We start from the raw sequence: 16,666 nt of genomic DNA, 5'->3' as shown, positions 1-16,666 counted from the left end.
CAATTCCAAGGGTTGATGAGTAACTCATATTCACTTCAAGCACGGATGCTCACTGTGAATAGATTCCTTCCGCTCGATCGCCTATGTGCCGCCTTCATCGGTGGTGTGCTTGCGATGCCCTGGTTAAGTCCAACGTGGTCGCTGTGGTGGTTGTTGCTTCTGACCGGCGCATCATTTGCTATCTGCATGTATCGCCACGCCTTACGCACCACTACGGTTTTGGCTGTCCTTCTCCTGAGTGCTCTATTGTGCGGTATTTGCTGGTCATTATTCAACGTGAAGATGCTGAATTTATGGCAATTGCCGAACAGCCAATGGCGCGAACCGGCGCAGATAACCATTCAGGTCCAGCAGGTTAGTGTTCAGTATCCAGAACGCTGGCAATTTGATGGCATTATAATCGATGCACCACAAGCGTGGAAACTACCTCGCTTTCTCAGCCAGATCGCACCTACTCGGGTGCGCGCCCAGTGGTATTTTCCGCCAGACATATCCGCGCCGCAACCGGGAGAAATATGGCAGCTTCATGCGCGCGCACGGCCTGCAACAGGTTTAGTGAATCAAGGAAGTCGCCCGATTCAAGTGCGCTGGGTTCGTGAGCGGATTCGGGCGAGTGTGCAGGTGCACGATGGGGAATTACTGAGAGTACCACATATGTTGCGGATCTCGGCGATTCGGCATGAGATCGCTTCGCAAGTTCAGCAATGGCAACGCAGCGTCGATAACCCCCGAGGGCTGGATTACACTGGTTTTTTGCTGGCACTGATGACAGGCAACCGACAATATATCCACACGCATCAGTGGCAGCTCTTCCAACAGACTGGCGTGGCACACATCATGGCCATCTCGGGATTACACCTCACGCTAGTGTTTGGATTTGCTTGGTGGCTAGCTCGTTTAGGCTGGTTATCCTGTGCGTTAGGCCAGGGCAGACAATCCTCTTATGAGCGGCACACCTTACTCACCGCACTGTTGGTTGCGGTAGCTTATGCAGCTCTTGCCGATTTTGCAGTAAGTACCACTCGCGCTCTGATCTTGGTGAGCTTTTTTGTGGTGACTCGTTGCCTTGGTTGGCAAATTGCGCCATTGCGTATTTTGCTGCGCTGTGTGGCCCTGCTGTTGCTGCTTGATCCCTTTGCGTGGTTGGATCCTGGCTTTTGGCTTTCGGTCACGGCAGTTTTGGCCATATTTCTGTGGCACTGGTGCGCGCCTTGGGAAAGCAGAACCAAGGCTGGAGCACTGCAGAAGATAGCAAGTTTGTGGCGACTTGAAGTTCTGTTAACGCTGGCTCTGATTCCGCTCACCATCAGTTATTTTCAAGGCATCCCTTGGATTGCTCCTCTTACCAATCTGTGGGTCATCCCGATATTTACACTGCTGATTTTGCCGTTGTGCTTACTGGCAGCCCTTTTGATTGTGCTTGAATTGCTCGGGGTTGTTGGAGCCGCGCAGATTGCATATGGCTTGGCTTATCCCGCGGATATTGCACTTCACAGCGTTATCCACGGACTTATGCTTAGCACCTATGTGCCGTTGCATTGGCAATCTGTTCAGGATCTGCGCTGGAGTGTGATCCCATTGGTATGGTTAGTACTTCGCTATTGGCCCGGTGCGATGTGGCAACGCTTAGGAGCCAGTAGCGTGCTCAGTGTAACGATGTTGATTTGGCTACAGCCGCCAAAGCCTCCCGAGTTTGCAGTGCATATGCTCGATGTAGGGCAAGGGAATGCCATAGTGATTCAGCGAGGGCGCAACGCTTTACTATATGATGCAGGGCCTCGCTTTGTCGGTGGCTTTGATACGGGGCGAAGTGTGGTGATTCCCTTTTTACGTTATCACCGGCTCACTCCGGAATGGTTGGTGCTTTCCCATCCCCACCAAGATCACGTGGGAGGTGCACCTAGCCTAACAGCAGCATATCCCCGCATGCAGGTTCTAGAAACGCGGTTGCAAGGAGAAACAAGCACCGACCATAGCCACAGTATACCGCGCCGCTGGCCCTGTGAATGGGGCCAAGTCTGGCGCTGGCAAGGTGTACTCATTCGCGCGTTAGCACCCATGCCGGGGCCGTCGTTTGGCCCTAATAACGATAGCTGTGTGCTGTTATTGGAATACAACGGGCAACGGGTGCTGCTTACGGGCGATATTCAGCGTCTTACCGAATTGCGCATGGTCGGCCGCTACGAGGGCAGTTTTCAGGCCCATATTCTGCAAGTGCCTCACCACGGATCGCAAACATCCAGCCAAACCGAATTTATTGATCGTGTGGCACCAGAAGTGGCATTGGTGGGGGCTGGATTTCTAAATCAGTGGGGAATGCCTCATCCTGATGTGCGTAAACGTTACGCTGAACGCCGCATTCCGCTGTTCAATACAGGTGACTTTGGTCAAATATCCGTCATACTGCACCGCAATAGAGAAAATGAATACAACTGGCTGATACGGCCATTTCGTCAGGAAATTCAGCCGTTTTGGTACCTACAGCAGGCGAAACCGTAGAAAAAATAGATAGGTTCACACCCATGCGAGGGCGAATGCTGACTGGTCAAGGGAATCGGGTTACGGTTACAATGAAAGTGATTTCACAACAAAATGGATTCCAATGGATTCGCAACACACACGAAAATCTAATTTTCGACGGTTAATAAAATACTTAAAACCATACCGTCTTGCCTTCGTAATTGCCGTGATTGGTATGCTCGGCTACGCCGGTGTCGATACATTCTTCTTTTATCATATTGAAACCCTTATTGATGACGGACTCGGTGCCGGGAATCCAACGATTCTGATTTATGGGGCAATCTTTGTTCCTTTAATCTTTATTTTGCGTGGCTTTTTTAACTTTATCTCCACGTACTTTCTCAGTTACGTGGGGTTTCATATTGTAACCACCATGCGTCAAGAGCTATTTGAGCACTTGATGCGTTTGCCAGTGTCTTATCACGACCGTATTTCTACCGGTGATTTAATTTCAAAGATTACCTACGATACGCAACAACTTGCCGAAGCCAACAGCCGCGCGATCCTCACCATGATTCGTGAAGGGGCGTTTGTGATTGGCTTGCTGGGCTTGATGATGTACCACAGTTGGCAGTTGTCGTTGGTGTTTCTGTTAATCGGTCCTGCTATTGGCAAAATTGTTGCTGTGGTGTCGCGTAAGTTCCGGGAAGTAAGCTCAAAGATTCAGACAGCCATGGGGAATGTTACAACCTCATCGGAACAAATGATTAACGGCCATCAAGTGGTGGTAATGTTTGAAGGGCAGAAGCAAGAGTCCGAACGCTTTGGTCAGGTGAATAATTCAACCCGCCAACAAAACATGAAGTTGGTGAATATCCGCACGATCAGCACCTCAGTGATTCAATTTATCGCGTCGCTAAGTTTGGCGGCGGTGTTGTTTATTGCGAGCTTTCCAAGCATGTTGGAACAGCTCACACCAGGGGCGTTCACCACGCTGCTCACCTGTATGATTATGTTATTACGCCCGTTAAAACAGCTCACTAATGTGAATGCTGATTTCCAGCGCGGCTTGGCAGCGGCGGCGAGTATTTTTACTGTACTTGATGAAGAAGCAGAAAAAGACACCGGTAGCCTGCAAAAAGATCGGGTGCGCGGTGATCTTACCGTCGAGAATATTACATTCCGGTATCCAGGCAAAAAAGCGGCTGCATTAGATTCGGTGAGCTTCACCATTCCTGCGGGTAAAACACTCGCCTTAGTGGGGCGTTCCGGTAGTGGTAAATCAACGATATCCAGTCTATTAACACGCTTTTATGATTATGAAACTGGCGTGATTAAGCTCGACGGGGTGGATATTCGCGAATACGATTTGCGTTCCCTACGCCGCCAGTTTGCTGTGGTGTCGCAGAGCGTGAGCTTATTTAACGATACCATTGCCAATAACATTGCGTATGGGGCCAACCAATCGGTGAGTCAAGAAGAAATTGAACAAGCGTTAAAGCTGGCCTATGCGGATGAGTTTGTAAATAAACTTCCGGAAGGGTTGAATACCATTGTTGGTGAAAACGGGGTGATGCTTTCCGGCGGCCAACGTCAGCGTATTGCTATTGCGCGCGCGCTGTTGCGGGATGCACCTATACTGATATTAGATGAAGCGACTTCGGCGCTGGATACAGAATCAGAGCGGCACATTCAGCAAGCCCTGGATAACCTCCAACAAAACCGTACTTCGTTGGTGATTGCCCATCGCTTGTCCACGATTGAAGCTGCGGATGAGATATTGGTGATGGATCAAGGTAAAGTGGTTGAGCGCGGCACCCATGGTGATTTGCTTGAGAAAAATGGGGCGTACGCGCAGTTGTATCAAATGCAGTTTGGTAGTGATTCAGCGTGAAATTGAAATCGAGAAGGAAGTCGTTGCAGCCGATGCAGCAACGTAAACAGGAAAAACAAATTGTGCGCTGGTGGTATCAACCCAAGTTGGTATTGCCGTTGTGGCCTCTGGCGCCCCTTAGCGTGCTTTTTACGTGGGTCGCGGCATTCAGACGTGGTTTGTATAAAATCCGCTTAAAACGTCGTACAAAGGTATCTTTGCCAGTGGTTGTGGTCGGTAACGTGACTGTCGGTGGAACCGGAAAGACGCCAACGGTGATGGGATTGGTGCGGTTACTGCAAGGAGCCGGCTATCGACCTGGGATTGTGAGTCGCGGTTACGGTGGTGAAGGCCCGTTTCCACAACGAGTGGATAAAAATAGTTCGCCGCTGCAAGTCGGGGATGAACCAAAATTATTAGCGGAACTTACCGGAGTGCCTGTTGTAGTGGCTCCCAAGCGTGTTCAGGCAGCGCAAATGTTAGAAGCATCTGGTGAAGTCGATGTGATTTTGGCCGACGATGGTTTGCAACATTACGCTCTCGATCGCGATATTGAAATTGCTGTGGTTGACGGCGAACGCGGCCTAGGAAATGGTTGGCGCTTGCCGGTTGGGCCATTGCGTGAGAGTCGTCGGCGATTACGGAAGACACAATGGGTCATTATCAATGGGGGTCAGCCGGCCACCATTGCGGGCTTAAAGTTAAAGCGCAATGAGCAGGCTGTGCCTATGACGCTAACGTCAGTAGGCTGGCGCCGGGTGAGTGACGGTGCTGAAATTGATGTGCCCGATGGTGAAAGTGTATTGGCCATTGCCGGTATTGGTAATCCGGAGCGATTCTTTAATTTTGTGATGGAGCACGGCATTGATATTCAGGAAACCCGTGTGTTCTCGGATCATCATGCGTATTCAGCACAAGATTTTTATGATGTAAGCAATGAAGTGCCTATTTTAATGACGGAAAAAGATGCCATTAAATGTCGTTCATTTGCGCGACCGCATTGGTATTATTTGCAGGTCTCGGCGCAGTTCCCCGAGACGTTTAAAGAACAGTTTTTGCGGGCGGTGCAGCAGGCATCGGGCCGCGAACTTGAGCAACAACAGCAGGGAGTCAAAGCATGAGTATTCCCACCAATATGTTATCGATCTTGGCATGCCCGTCATGCAAGGGGAAATTGGTTTGGAATCACGACCGCAGCGAACTTGTGTGTCGCGGCGAGCAGCTCGCATATCCGGTAAACGAAGGTATCCCTGCGTTACTGGCAAGTGCAGCCCGTGAGCTTTCGGTGGCTGAATTGGAGCAATTAAAGAAATGAGCTTTACCGTTGTAATTCCAGCACGTTATCAATCCACGCGCTTGCCTGGAAAGCCGCTGGCAGATATTCATGGCAAGCCAATGATTCAACACGTTTACGAGCGCGCCATTCAAAGTGGTGCTTCGGAAGTCATTATTGCCACCGACGACCAACGTATTGTGGATGTAGTGAGTGGCTTTGGCGGACGCGCCATGCTCACCTCAACAGATCATCAATCGGGTACGGAACGTTTGGCTGAAGTCGTTGATTTGCTAGCCCTTGCTGATGATCAGGTGGTGGTCAATGTACAAGGCGACGAACCCTTTATCCCCCCGGAGATTATCTGCCAAGTGGCAGAGAACTTAGCTAGCCAACGCAGTGCACCCATGGCAACGTTATCAGTACCGCTGACCAGTTCCGATGAGTTATTTAATCCAAATGTGGTGAAAGTGGTCGCCGATGCGTCGAACTACGCTCTGTATTTTAGTCGAGCGGCGATTCCTTGGGATCGGGAGCGTTTTACTGCCAACCGTGACCACGCTGAACTCGTTCTGGGTATGTATCGCCGCCATGTGGGTATTTATGCCTATCGCGCTGGATTTGTAGAGCGTTACGCCGAGTGGGAGCCAAGCCCACTGGAACAGTTAGAATCCCTTGAGCAATTACGAGTACTTTGGCATGGGGAGAAGATCCACGTTGCCGAAGCGATCATTGAACCGCCGGCGGGCATCGACACGCCGGAGGATTTAGCCCGCGCTCGAGGCTAAACGCAAAAAGCTAGCCGAGGCTAGCTTTTTTTATACACAAACGTTAGCTACAAAGGTGCAGTTGCGCCTACACCCGAAACTTCTCAATAAGCTCTGGGCCGTATAGTTTCGATGGGGTTTGGAAACCACCGGTGCCTGGATTATTCAGCACAAACAACGCCATGGTCACGGCGCCTTGGGCGGTGAGGGTGTATCCGTTCATGACTTTTTCACGAATAGTCACCACTTCGCCTTGCGGGTTAGTGGCTTCGCCCCATACCCAAGTGTAATGGGCTTTACGTTCTTTCTCTTCTGGACCAGCAGGTTGCTGATCAATTTTTTTCATCAGCCAACGCTTCATAAATTCAGCGCGGAATAACCAACGCACCCAATTCATATTGCGCATCCGCTTCACCAGTTTCGGTGATGCAGGAATATACACTTCGATATTTGGGATGCCGGTGCTGTGATAGGCAGTAGATACATCGCCCCAAGGAATGGTCATGGCCATTTTCTCGCCACCACCAAAATCAATGGTTTCGGCTTTGTAAGCCAGCGGCACACTGACAATCTTACCATCGCGACGCACAGCGCCACCCTGACCAATACGACGCACGCTCGTTTTAGCGGTGCCCCGACTCATACGCGAGCGTGAATCAAAGCCAAGACGTAAATGGGACGCGTTGGGCAGTTGTTGTTTGAGTGTTGCTGCAACACAATCAGTTGGAATAACATCAAAGCCAACGCCAGGGCAGATCACAATCCCAGCTGTTTTGGCGGCCGCATCAAAACTGGCACCGAGCTCAAAAATATCCAGCTCACCAGTAATGTCTAAATAGTGGGTTTTGCTCTCAATGCAAGCGCGCATCATAACTTCGGCGGTTAACTCGAAAGGGCCCGCACAATGCACAACTAAATCAATATCACTGAGTTGTTCAGCGATTTTTGGAGCGCGATCTAATGCAAAAATGCGGCTGGGTAATCCTAATGAGTCTGCAAGTTCCGTAATTGCTTTTTCATTGCGGCCAGCAAGGATAGGGCGGTGGCCTTGTTCAACGGCGTAGCGGGCAATCAGCTCTCCGGTGTAGCCGTTTGCTCCGTAAATCATCCATTCCATATTAAATCTCAATTCTGTGGTGATCGGCGTCTTCGCGGTTATGTTCGCAGGTGGCTGCATTTTTGCACTCACCGTAAAGATAAAGACTGTGATTGGTGAGTTTTAAGCCGTGTTCGGTGGCAACTTGTACCTGACGGCGTTCGATGGTGTCATCTTCAAACTCGATAACACGGCCGCAGGTGAGACAAACAAGGTGATCATGATGAGATTTTGCGCTCAATTCGAATACCGAACGACCACCTTCAAAATGATGGCGCGTGACAATACCAGCGTCGTCAAATTGATTCAGTACCCGGTACACGGTGGCTAAGCCTACTTCATCCCCTTGTTCTAACAAAATCTTGTAAACCTCTTCTGCGCTCACGTGCTGATGCGCAGGGTTCTTCATGACTTCGAGGATTTTAATCCGGGGAGAGGTAACCTTAAGTCCCGCTTTCTTTAATTGAGCATCTGGCGTTGTCATCAAGATCTCCGACTGTTCTACTGTTTTCGATTATAGACACATCCGAGCAGCGATGAAAACAGCATTGATTAACCGTTAGCCAAATCCTCGCGAAAAGGATCAAAAAAAAGCCTCAACAGGGTGCCCTGTGAGGCCTTTTTATACGATTGCAGTACTTAGGCTAATTGATCGAGGCCCATCTCATCCATTAATTGGGCGCACCAAGCTTTCACGCGATCTTTGGTGAGCTCAGGTTGACGATCTTCATCAATACCTAAACCGACAAAGTGGTTGTCGTCGGCCATGCCTTTGGATGCTTCAAAATGGTAGCTATCCGTAGGCCAGTGACCAATAATAATCCCGCCGCGGGCTTCAACGATATCGCGAATCATGCCCATAGCATCTAGGAAGTACTCCGCGTAATCTTCTTGGTCGCCACAGCCGAAGATCGCTACAACTTTGCCTTCAAAGTCGACTTCTTCAAGCTCTGGGAAGAAATCGTCCCAATCGCACTGGGCTTCGCCGTAGTACCAAGTAGGAATACCAAAAATAAGCAGATCGTAATCAGCGATCTCCTCTTTGGTCGACTTGGCAATATCTTTTACATCAATAAGATGTTTGCCCAGCTCTTTCTGAATCATTTGCGCCACGGCTTCAGTGTTGCCCGTGTCACTGCCAAAAAATAATCCAACGGTTGCCATATCTACGTGGTTCCCAATACGTCGTGTTAAACCAGTGTGTTCTAATGCGTTACTTGGTACGCATTGCTTTCTTGATTAGATTTTCAATGAGCGCGCTGCGGCTGATGTTTTGGGCATCGGCTTGTTCGGTCAGCGCGGCATAGAGTTCGTCTGTTAACTTTAACTCCACGCGGCGTAAGCCCTTGGCTTTATCGCGCTGGAGTTGTCGGCGTTTATTGAGCCGAAGTTGTTGTTCCCGTGGCAGTGGGTTGGTTCGGGGTCGCCCCGGACGCCGCTCCGCCTGAAATAAATCGGGTGTTATTTTGTCTGCTGCTTCTTTCGCCATAGTTAGAATTCAAGAGCTTGTTGAACTGGGCCGCGTACGCTTAACCCAAACTGCGCTCAACGAAGAACTGAATGATCCCTTTTGCAATAAATCCAGCCATTCCCAGAAACAAAACGAGCCATACAAAAAAGCGTCCAATCTTTGGAACATCACCCTTTTTCAGCACATCTTGAATCGCCAAGCCAATCAACAGAAACAAAGCCGCAATCGCGAAATTGGTCATCAGGCTCTCTATGAGCTCAAAGTGTTCAGACAGCATAATGAACTCCTCGATGGGTACCGGCGCTTAACGCAGCCTCTGCGCGCGGAGGATACCACAAAACCCATTATCGGTGGAACTAGCACGCGCCTGCTTAACGATCTTCTAGAAAGCGCAGTACAATTCCGTTAAATACCTGAGGCTTCTCTGCATGAAGCCAATGCCCCGTATCAGCGATAGTCTTCGCTTCTGCATTGCTAAAGCGCTTTTGTATTTCTGGGCGGTGCGCTTCGGTAATGTAGTCGGAATTGCCGCCGCGAATAAACAGCACAGGGCCATCGTAATGGCCTTCCGATTGCGGTGCGCCAATCAAATCCGGGTAACACGCGCGAAGGCCCGGTAGGTTCATACGCCAGTGCCAGCCGTCATCGTCCTTGCGAAGGTTCTTCAGCAAGAATGAGCGCACACCTTTCTCATTAATATATTCACTGAGTTGCTTATCTGCGTCTTGGCGGCTGGAAACCGCGTCGAGATCTAACGCTTCTAGGGCATCGAGAATACTAGTATGGCGGGCGTCGTAGGCAACGGGTGCGATATCCGCCACGATGAGGCCAAGGGTTTGTTCAGGATGCTGCAAGGCAAAATCCATCACCACTTTGCCGCCCAGTGAATGACCAAGCAGGTAAGCGGAATCGATGTTGAGTTCATTCATGACCTCACGAATATCTTCGGCCATTTCGGCTAAGGTCATGGAGTCGGTCCAGGGCGAATTGCCATGATTGCGCAACTCGATGTTCACCACGTAGTAGTCGTCCTGAAGGGCTCGGGAGATGCTTTTTAGGTTGTCGAGATCGCCAAATAGCCCATGCACTAAAATGATGGCGGCTTGGCTCTGTTTCCCCGACGTTTCGTAATTTAAGATCATGATTGCTCTCATACTGCGGAAGTCTCGCTATAGTGTCGCTTGGAAGTGCTTTTTGTGCAAACTGAAGCCGCCTCAGTTATACTATCCGCCACTTTTAGTAACACCCGATTTCAGAGCAGTAAGTATATGAAAAAGATAGAAATCGATGACGAACTCTACACGTACATCGCCTCGCACACGCAACATATCGGCGAATCAGCCTCGTCTATTTTACGGCGCTTGCTGGGTCTCTCAGATGCAACCTCCGCCCATACTCGCACCGAATCATTGCGTCATGTACCAGCCGATGTGCAGTCGGTGGCGGTGTCGTCAGATACGGAACATTCAACGCGATTTTTTGATCGGGTGGCTCGCCAGGATCTTACATCGCAAAAAGGCGTGGTCGGACGCTTCTTATTTATCCTAACCACCTTGCATCGCTGTCATCCGGAACAGTTTGTGCGGGTATTGGATATTCGCGGGCGTAATCGCTTGTATTTTTCCGCCTCTGAAGCAGAGCTCACCAGCACTGGCACAAGTACGAATCCAAAACAGATTCCAGAAACACCGTACTGGGTCGTTACCAACAATAACACCACCAAGAAAAAGTCTATTCTGACCCAAGTGGCTAGGGAACTTGGCTATACTGCACACGAAGCAGAGCAAATCAGGGATTTATTAACATGAGTCAACATCCGCGCGCTGGACAACCAGCGGAACCCAGTGATTTAGTCAATATTCCAGCACTGATGAGTGCTTATTACGTGAACGAGCCAAATGCTGGTAAAGCGAACCAACAGGTGAGCTTTGGCACCTCAGGCCATCGTGGTAGTGCTCTGCGTTTATCGTTCAACGAAGCCCATATTTTGGCGATTTGCCAAGCCATTGTTGCCTACCGCACGGAACAAGGCATTACCGGACCATTGATGTTGGGTAAAGATACCCACGCACTGTCGGAGGCGGCGTTTATTACCGCCCTCGAAGTCTTTATTGGCAACGAAATTGAAGTGCATATTCAATCGGATTTGGGCTACACGCCGACGCCGGTGATTAGTCATGCAATCATTCGTTATAACCTGGGTCGTACTGAAGGGCTTGCTGATGGCGTGGTCATTACGCCATCCCATAATCCACCACAAGATGGTGGCCTGAAATATAACCCACCTCATGGTGGTCCAGCCGACGGTGATGTGACCAAAACCATTGAAAAATATGCCAATGCGATCTTAGCCAGCGAACTCATCGGCGTGAATGTTGTTACCTTCGCGCAGGCAAAAAAGTCGCGTCGGTTAAAGAAAATTGATTGGATCGCCAGCTACGTGGATAGCTTAACCGATGTAATTGATATGGCAGCGATTCAGAAAGCGGGATTAAAAGTAGGTATCGATGCCATGGGTGGTGCAGGCGCGGCTTATTGGCGTGCGATTCGTGATACATACCAGCTCGATTTAACCATTATGAATGGTCACGTGGATCCGTCGTTTGCTTTTATGACGTTGGATAAAGACGGCGCGATTCGAATGGATTGTTCTTCAGCGGCGGCCATGGCGAACCTGCTGCGCTTTAAAGATGACTATGATTTAGGGGTGGGGAACGACCCGGATTATGATCGGCACGGGATTGTTACTCCGGCCGGATTGATGAATCCAAATCACTACTTGGCAGTGGCCATTGATTACTTAGTTCAGCACCGAAATTGGTCGTCGGATATCGCCATTGGTAAAACCTTAGTGTCGAGCGCCATGATTGATCGCGTTGTTGCCGGTGTTCAGCGCAACTTAATGGAAGTACCGGTAGGTTTTAAATGGTTTGCTCAAGGTCTGCATGAGGGCAGTATTGCCTTTGCTGGCGAAGAAAGTGCAGGAGCGAGTTTTATCGATCGCCAAGGCCAACCTTGGTCCACCGACAAAGATGGCATTTTGCTGGGTCTATTGGCTATGGAAATTCAGGCGGTGACAGGAAAATCACCGAGCGCCTACTATGCAGAATTAGAAGCCAAGTACGGACAAGCCAGCTACGCGCGTATTGACTGCCAGGCTACGCCGGCACAAATGGCGTCGTTTGCGCATCTAGTGGAAAAACCACCTTATCTCGAAACCTTGGCTGGGGAGCCGGTCACCGCGGTATTGACGAAAGCACCGGGTAACCAGGCAGGGTTTGGCGGTGTGAAAGTCTGTACAGAGAACGGCTGGTTTGCGGTGCGTCCTTCGGGTACTGAGCCTGTATATAAGATCTACGCGGAAAGTTTAAAAAGTGCCGAACATTTGGCACAAATTCAAACCGAAGCGGAGGCGCTGCTAAGCGCCTGGTTATAACGTCGCATCACCATCAGATTTAGCAATTCGCGGTTAAACTGGGCCAGATGAGCCCGGTTTAACTGGGATTTTCCCATCCGGCTCTTCAAAATCTTCGTTTGCTTCTTCAATCAAGCCCGCTAGCAATTCTTCCGACGGTTGCGCTGGGGCTAAGCTGGTGAGTGCAGAATGTATCTGATCGGGCGCTTTCGCGCGCTGCGTAACGCGATAGACCGAGTATCCGGAGATCATAAAAGCAAGTACGGCCATCATCACAAAGAACATATTGATGTTGGCAAATTGCATCAGCGCAGCGCCGAGTGGAGCTCCGATAATGGCACCTACGCCCCCCACTTTAATAATGGCTCCGGTCGCTCCGATCATTTGATCTTTTTCGAGGTAATCGTTGGTGTGGGCCATTGCCAGGGAGTAGATCGGGAGCAAGCAACCGCCGAGAATGCCCATGCCAATATAAATCCAGATCGGATTAGTAATGCTCACTTGTGATAACACCAAGGCGACAATGGCACCGGCTCCCGTTACTCCGGCCAGAACCAAGCGGCGATCATACCGATCAGAAAGAAATCCAACCGGCGTTTGTGCAATTAAGCCACCGAAAATGAAGGCGGCCATAAAAATTGATACTTGCCCCACGGATAACCCAACCATAGTGGCGTATACCGGGCCAACACCGTAGAACATGGCGTAGCAGCCTTGGGCCAAGAACGCGGCAAACAAACCAAGCGGGGCCTGTTCGAGCAACAATTTCATGGGAACTTTCTTCGGTGTGTGGGTGGTCGGCTCAACGGTTACGCTCGCCAAAATCGGAATGAGCGATACATTTATCAGCAGCGCGATAATCGCGAACGGAACAAAGCTCGCTGGATCCACCAATCCCAAAATAAGTTGACCAACAATGAGGCCACCATAGATGAGCACCAAATATACAGAGAGCAGGGCACCGCGATTGCGGTTATCGGCCATGGTGTTTAACCAGCTTTCAGCAATAACAAACATGGCGGAAAGCGCGAAACCGCTGACAAAACGCATTACAAACCAAACGGTTGGATCGATCCATATAGATTGGACTAGTACCGCGACCGTACCTAAGGCGGCCAAACCACCGAACGCGCGAATATACCCGACCCGCCGGATATCTTTTGGGGCTCGCGTCGTGCCGAAAAGGAACCCGATGAAGTAGGCGGACATGATTAAACCAATGGTAAAGGTCGAGAAACCTTCGATGGTACCGCGTAAGCTCAGTAGGGTACTGGTCATGCCTACACACAAGCCGATCAATGTCATTGTTGATAATAACGAACTGACAGCGCGAACTTGTTGTCTGAGCATAGCGTTTGCGTCCTAGGGTAGCTGACACACCGGGCGAGTGTTCAAAGAATGAGTGGCATGGCCTATATTTCAATACTTTATCATTGAGCATGGGTTTTCGCCAGATTTCCCCCAGCCTTATCCACAGGTTGTCACTTGCCGTGAAGGGGCTGCGTGTTTATTATCCGATGACATTAATTATTCAGGCGGTTGTTGTGCAACGAATGAATTTGACGACAGGATCCATCTTACGAACGAGCCTCGGTGCCGCGCAGCGCGCATTGATGGCGTTGAGTATGGGCGTTTTCTTGGTGCTGGCACTGGTTGCTACCGCACCAACGGCAGCGAGTAGTGAGCTACAACGCATGTTGCAGGGCGAGCGTGAGGTTGAATCACAAACGCGCAACGAGCGTCAACAAGTGCTGCCAACCATTTTCTCGGATGTATTGGTGCGCGTATCGGGTACCGAAGCGGTGCTCCAGAACAGCCAAATTCGCGCAGAATTACGCAATGTGAACGATTATTTACTGCAATTTGGCTACCGTACCGACGAAGACACTTTGTATTTACTGGCTACCTTTGATGAATCTCGTGTCCGCGATTTACTGCAACGGGCAGGATTCACCCTATGGACGGGTCGGCGTCCACAATTGTTGTTATGGATTGCCGAAAACCACCCGGAGCGAGGGGTTCGTTTAGTGAGCCGGGCGGAGCAGCGCCCGCTGATTGAAAAGCTTCGGCAAGCGTCTGAACGACGCGGCTTGCCGATGATGATGCCGTTAATGGATTTGCAAGATCAAATGGCCATCACACCACGGGATGTATGGGGCCGGTTTGAACGGGAAATTTTACAAGCCTCAACCCGTTACCCTACCGAAGGGGTGGTCAGTGCTCGGGTATTTCGACAAGCTGCCGATGCGTCAGATGGTATTTTACTTGAACCGGAAGATGAGTCCGCTGCGAATTACTTGCCGGAAGAGCTCGAAGTCGATGCGGCTTACCATTATATTCTTGAAGCGCGTGTGAGCATCGGAGATATGCGCTTTGTCGAAGTGATCGAAGCCGCCGATGAAGGCGAATTGGTGACGGAGTTCGTGAATCGCGTCGCCGATCGTGTGAGCGCATTATTTATCGGTGAAACCTCCGAAGGTACTAGTGAAGTTTTAGTGCGGATGCGTGGCCTGCAGCAGCTTGCACATGTTCTGCAAGCAGAACAGATGCTCCAGCAACAGGGACAAGTATATCGCGTGCAGCTCCGCCGCTATCAACAAGGTACCGCCGAGTTTGCGGTGCAGTTAAACGGAGGCGCTTCGTGGCTGGCCCAAGCATTGGAATTTGACCGCCGTATCGAGCGGGAAGCGCTCAATCCGGATGCAGACATAAGCGCGTCTGAGGTAGCCTTGGAGTTTCGATGGGTGCGGTAATGGGATCGGACCATCAACTGGCTTTGCCGGTGCAATTGCCCGATCATGCGCGCCTCGATAATTTTGTTCCAGGTGGCGGTGAAATTGGCGAAGCGCACCGACTGCTGCTTGCGCATCTTGAACTAATTAGCGCCTCAGCGTGGGCTCCCGAGCGTCAATACACCTATTTGTTTGGAAGTTCTGGGCGTGGTAAAACCCATTTACTATGCGCGCTCTGTGAACGCTGTGCAGATCAAGGGCGGTCGAGCATTTATTTGTCGCTTAATGAATTTCAATCTGCCAACGACGTGTCGGTGCTTCAGGGCCTCGAGCGTTACGATGTGATTGCCTTAGACGACATCCAAGCCGTATGTGACCAATCGATTTGGTGTGATGCGCTGTTTGCCTTGTTTAATCGCGTGCAAGATGCAGGCACGGGTTTTATGGTGCTCGCTGCCGACCAATCAATTACCCGACTCCCCATTGCACTCCCAGACTTGCGCTCACGCTTACAGTGGGCGAGCCCTTATCAACTCCGGCCTCTGCCGGATACCGATAAAGTCACAGTGCTACAGCAACATGCCCAAGCCCGTGGGCTTGAACTGACGGAAGGTGTTGGGGAGTTTATTGTGCAGCGGTTAAGCCGAGATTTGCATGAATTAATGGGCGCTTTAGAGCAGCTCGATCAAGCGTCGATGGCTCGTCAGCGCCGTTTAACTTTACCCTTCGTGAAACAAGTGCTTGTCATTTAATCGGATGATTTGTTCTTGGGCATCTTACCCGCGTTACTGATATAGGCCTGCATTTGCTCGTCGTACTCCGCATCTTCTTCTTTCTTTCGCTTTAGCTTTAAACCAAGCTCGCGGCCGCGATAGCGGGCGTAAAAGGTTGCCCCGAAAAAAGCCCCGGTGGTTAATAGGATCTCGATGATAGCGTATCCAATTTCCTGAGGGTGGGTATACAAGGTGGTAAAGCCGTGCATAAAGTAAAAAATCAGGATGAAGTTGGCCCACGCATGAGTATACGGATTGCCTTGTAAAATACCTTTAAGCGGCAGCAACAAGGGCACACCCCAAATCACTAAAGTGAGCCAGATGGGAAGAAACTCATTGGGTGCCAATACACCATGCCAAAGTACGACAAATCCGAGTAGGGCGGGGTAGCAAACTAATGTAAGTTTACGATGAAATCGCGCCGTTTTATAAAAAGGAGTGTTCACAGAATCTCCAATACGTTTTCAGGCGGACGCCCGACACGGCCTTGTTTGCTATCGTTATTCACGACGATGGGACGTTCGAGCACTTTGATATGCTCACTTAGTTTCTTCGCGAGCTGTTCGGGCGAATCTAACACATCCGCAAAGCCATGTGCTTTATATTCGTCTTCTTTGTTGCGCAATAAATCCTTGAGTGCCACACCAACCTGATCCGCAAGATCAAGTAGCTCAGTCGGCAACAATGGATTCTTAAGGTATTCAACAACCCGTGGCTCGATGCCTTTCTCTTGCAGTAACTTCAATGTTTCGCGGCTCTTTGAGCAGCGCGGATTGTGGTAAATCGTATATTCGCTCATGCTGAGT

At 50.2% G+C, this 16,666-nt stretch carries 18 protein-coding genes; 9 read left to right on the top strand and 9 right to left on the bottom strand.

Annotated features, from left to right (window positions below):
- The first annotated feature begins 54 nt into the window (after positions 1 to 54).
- The 5 genes from FM042_RS03785 (at position 55) to kdsB (ending at position 6,394) form a co-directional block, all read left to right on the top strand.
- Positions 55 to 2,499, top strand: coding sequence for a DNA internalization-related competence protein ComEC/Rec2 (locus tag FM042_RS03785; RefSeq protein WP_185960688.1), 2,445 nt, complete (start codon positions 55 to 57; stop codon positions 2,497 to 2,499).
- A gap of 103 nt (positions 2,500 to 2,602) precedes the next feature.
- Entirely contained in the window at positions 2,603 to 4,354 is a 1,752-nt protein-coding gene (msbA, locus tag FM042_RS03780) for a lipid A export permease/ATP-binding protein MsbA (RefSeq protein WP_143234476.1), read from the top strand.
- Positions 4,355 to 4,386: 32 nt separating this feature from the next.
- On the top strand, positions 4,387 to 5,454 hold the full coding sequence (gene lpxK / locus FM042_RS03775; protein ID WP_143234474.1) for a tetraacyldisaccharide 4'-kinase: 1,068 nt from the start codon (positions 4,387 to 4,389) through the stop codon (positions 5,452 to 5,454).
- Positions 5,451 to 5,648, top strand: coding sequence for a Trm112 family protein (locus FM042_RS03770; RefSeq protein WP_143234472.1), 198 nt, complete (start codon positions 5,451 to 5,453; stop codon positions 5,646 to 5,648). The genes lpxK and FM042_RS03770 overlap by 4 nt, the downstream gene beginning before the upstream one ends.
- Entirely contained in the window at positions 5,645 to 6,394 is a 750-nt protein-coding gene (gene kdsB / locus FM042_RS03765; RefSeq protein WP_143234470.1) for a 3-deoxy-manno-octulosonate cytidylyltransferase, read from the top strand. Before FM042_RS03770 ends, kdsB begins: the two co-directional genes overlap by 4 nt.
- 67 nt (positions 6,395 to 6,461) lie before the next feature.
- On the opposite strand, the gene FM042_RS03760 is transcribed toward kdsB, so the two are convergent.
- The 6 genes from FM042_RS03760 to FM042_RS03735 form a co-directional block, all read right to left on the bottom strand.
- A complete protein-coding gene (locus FM042_RS03760; protein WP_143234468.1) occupies positions 6,462 to 7,490 on the bottom strand; it encodes a saccharopine dehydrogenase family protein in 1,029 nt (342 codons plus the stop codon).
- Between the two features lies 1 nt (position 7,491).
- Entirely contained in the window at positions 7,492 to 7,953 is a 462-nt protein-coding gene (gene fur, locus FM042_RS03755) for a ferric iron uptake transcriptional regulator (protein WP_143234466.1), read from the bottom strand.
- Positions 7,954 to 8,108: 155 nt separating this feature from the next.
- Positions 8,109 to 8,633, bottom strand: a complete 525-nt coding sequence (fldA, locus tag FM042_RS03750; RefSeq protein WP_143234463.1) for a flavodoxin FldA — start codon at positions 8,631 to 8,633, stop codon at positions 8,109 to 8,111.
- Positions 8,634 to 8,682: 49 nt separating this feature from the next.
- Positions 8,683 to 8,958, bottom strand: a complete 276-nt coding sequence (gene ybfE / locus FM042_RS03745; RefSeq protein WP_143234460.1) for a LexA regulated protein — start codon at positions 8,956 to 8,958, stop codon at positions 8,683 to 8,685.
- A gap of 40 nt (positions 8,959 to 8,998) precedes the next feature.
- On the bottom strand, positions 8,999 to 9,217 hold the full coding sequence (locus tag FM042_RS03740; RefSeq protein WP_143234456.1) for a DUF2788 domain-containing protein: 219 nt from the start codon (positions 9,215 to 9,217) through the stop codon (positions 8,999 to 9,001).
- Between the two features lie 94 nt (positions 9,218 to 9,311).
- Positions 9,312 to 10,082 (bottom strand): alpha/beta fold hydrolase, encoded by a 771-nt coding sequence (locus FM042_RS03735; protein WP_143234453.1) that lies wholly within the window; start codon positions 10,080 to 10,082, stop codon positions 9,312 to 9,314.
- 126 nt (positions 10,083 to 10,208) lie between these two features.
- Here FM042_RS03735 and seqA point away from each other — a divergent pair, with 126 nt between their 5' ends.
- Positions 10,209 to 10,748, top strand: a complete 540-nt coding sequence (seqA, locus tag FM042_RS03730; RefSeq protein WP_143234450.1) for a replication initiation negative regulator SeqA — start codon at positions 10,209 to 10,211, stop codon at positions 10,746 to 10,748.
- Positions 10,745 to 12,376, top strand: a complete 1,632-nt coding sequence (gene pgm / locus FM042_RS03725; protein ID WP_143234447.1) for a phosphoglucomutase (alpha-D-glucose-1,6-bisphosphate-dependent) — start codon at positions 10,745 to 10,747, stop codon at positions 12,374 to 12,376. The genes seqA and pgm overlap by 4 nt, the downstream gene beginning before the upstream one ends.
- A 33-nt stretch (positions 12,377 to 12,409) precedes the next feature.
- On the opposite strand, the gene FM042_RS03720 is transcribed toward pgm, so the two are convergent.
- Complete coding sequence (locus FM042_RS03720) at positions 12,410 to 13,705, bottom strand: MFS transporter (RefSeq protein ID WP_143234443.1); 1,296 nt, start codon at positions 13,703 to 13,705, stop codon at positions 12,410 to 12,412.
- A 203-nt stretch (positions 13,706 to 13,908) separates the two neighbouring features.
- Between FM042_RS03720 and FM042_RS03715 the strand changes: the two genes are divergently transcribed.
- Both FM042_RS03715 and hda read left to right on the top strand, forming a co-directional pair.
- A complete protein-coding gene (locus tag FM042_RS03715; protein WP_185960687.1) occupies positions 13,909 to 15,108 on the top strand; it encodes a DUF2066 domain-containing protein in 1,200 nt (399 codons plus the stop codon).
- Positions 15,096 to 15,839 carry a DnaA regulatory inactivator Hda gene (gene hda, locus FM042_RS03710; RefSeq protein WP_143234439.1) on the top strand — a complete coding sequence of 248 codons (744 nt, stop codon included), beginning with the start codon at positions 15,096 to 15,098 and terminating at the stop codon, positions 15,837 to 15,839. Before FM042_RS03715 ends, hda begins: the two co-directional genes overlap by 13 nt.
- Here the strand turns inward: hda and FM042_RS03705 are convergent.
- The gene (locus FM042_RS03705) at positions 15,836 to 16,306 is read right to left on the bottom strand and encodes a DUF2069 domain-containing protein (RefSeq protein ID WP_143234437.1); all 471 of its coding nucleotides are present in this window, start codon (positions 16,304 to 16,306) and stop codon (positions 15,836 to 15,838) included. The genes hda and FM042_RS03705 overlap by 4 nt on opposite strands.
- Positions 16,303 to 16,659, bottom strand: a complete 357-nt coding sequence (gene arsC, locus FM042_RS03700; protein ID WP_143234435.1) for an arsenate reductase (glutaredoxin) — start codon at positions 16,657 to 16,659, stop codon at positions 16,303 to 16,305. The genes FM042_RS03705 and arsC overlap by 4 nt, the downstream gene beginning before the upstream one ends.
- Between the last annotated feature and the right edge of the window lie 7 nt (positions 16,660 to 16,666).

This window comes from Aliidiomarina halalkaliphila, from assembly GCF_007096385.1.
Lineage (GTDB): Bacteria > Pseudomonadota > Gammaproteobacteria > Enterobacterales > Alteromonadaceae > Aliidiomarina > Aliidiomarina halalkaliphila.
The sequence above is the reverse complement of the archived record's forward strand: the minus strand, read 5'-3'. Positions and strand labels throughout refer to the sequence as shown.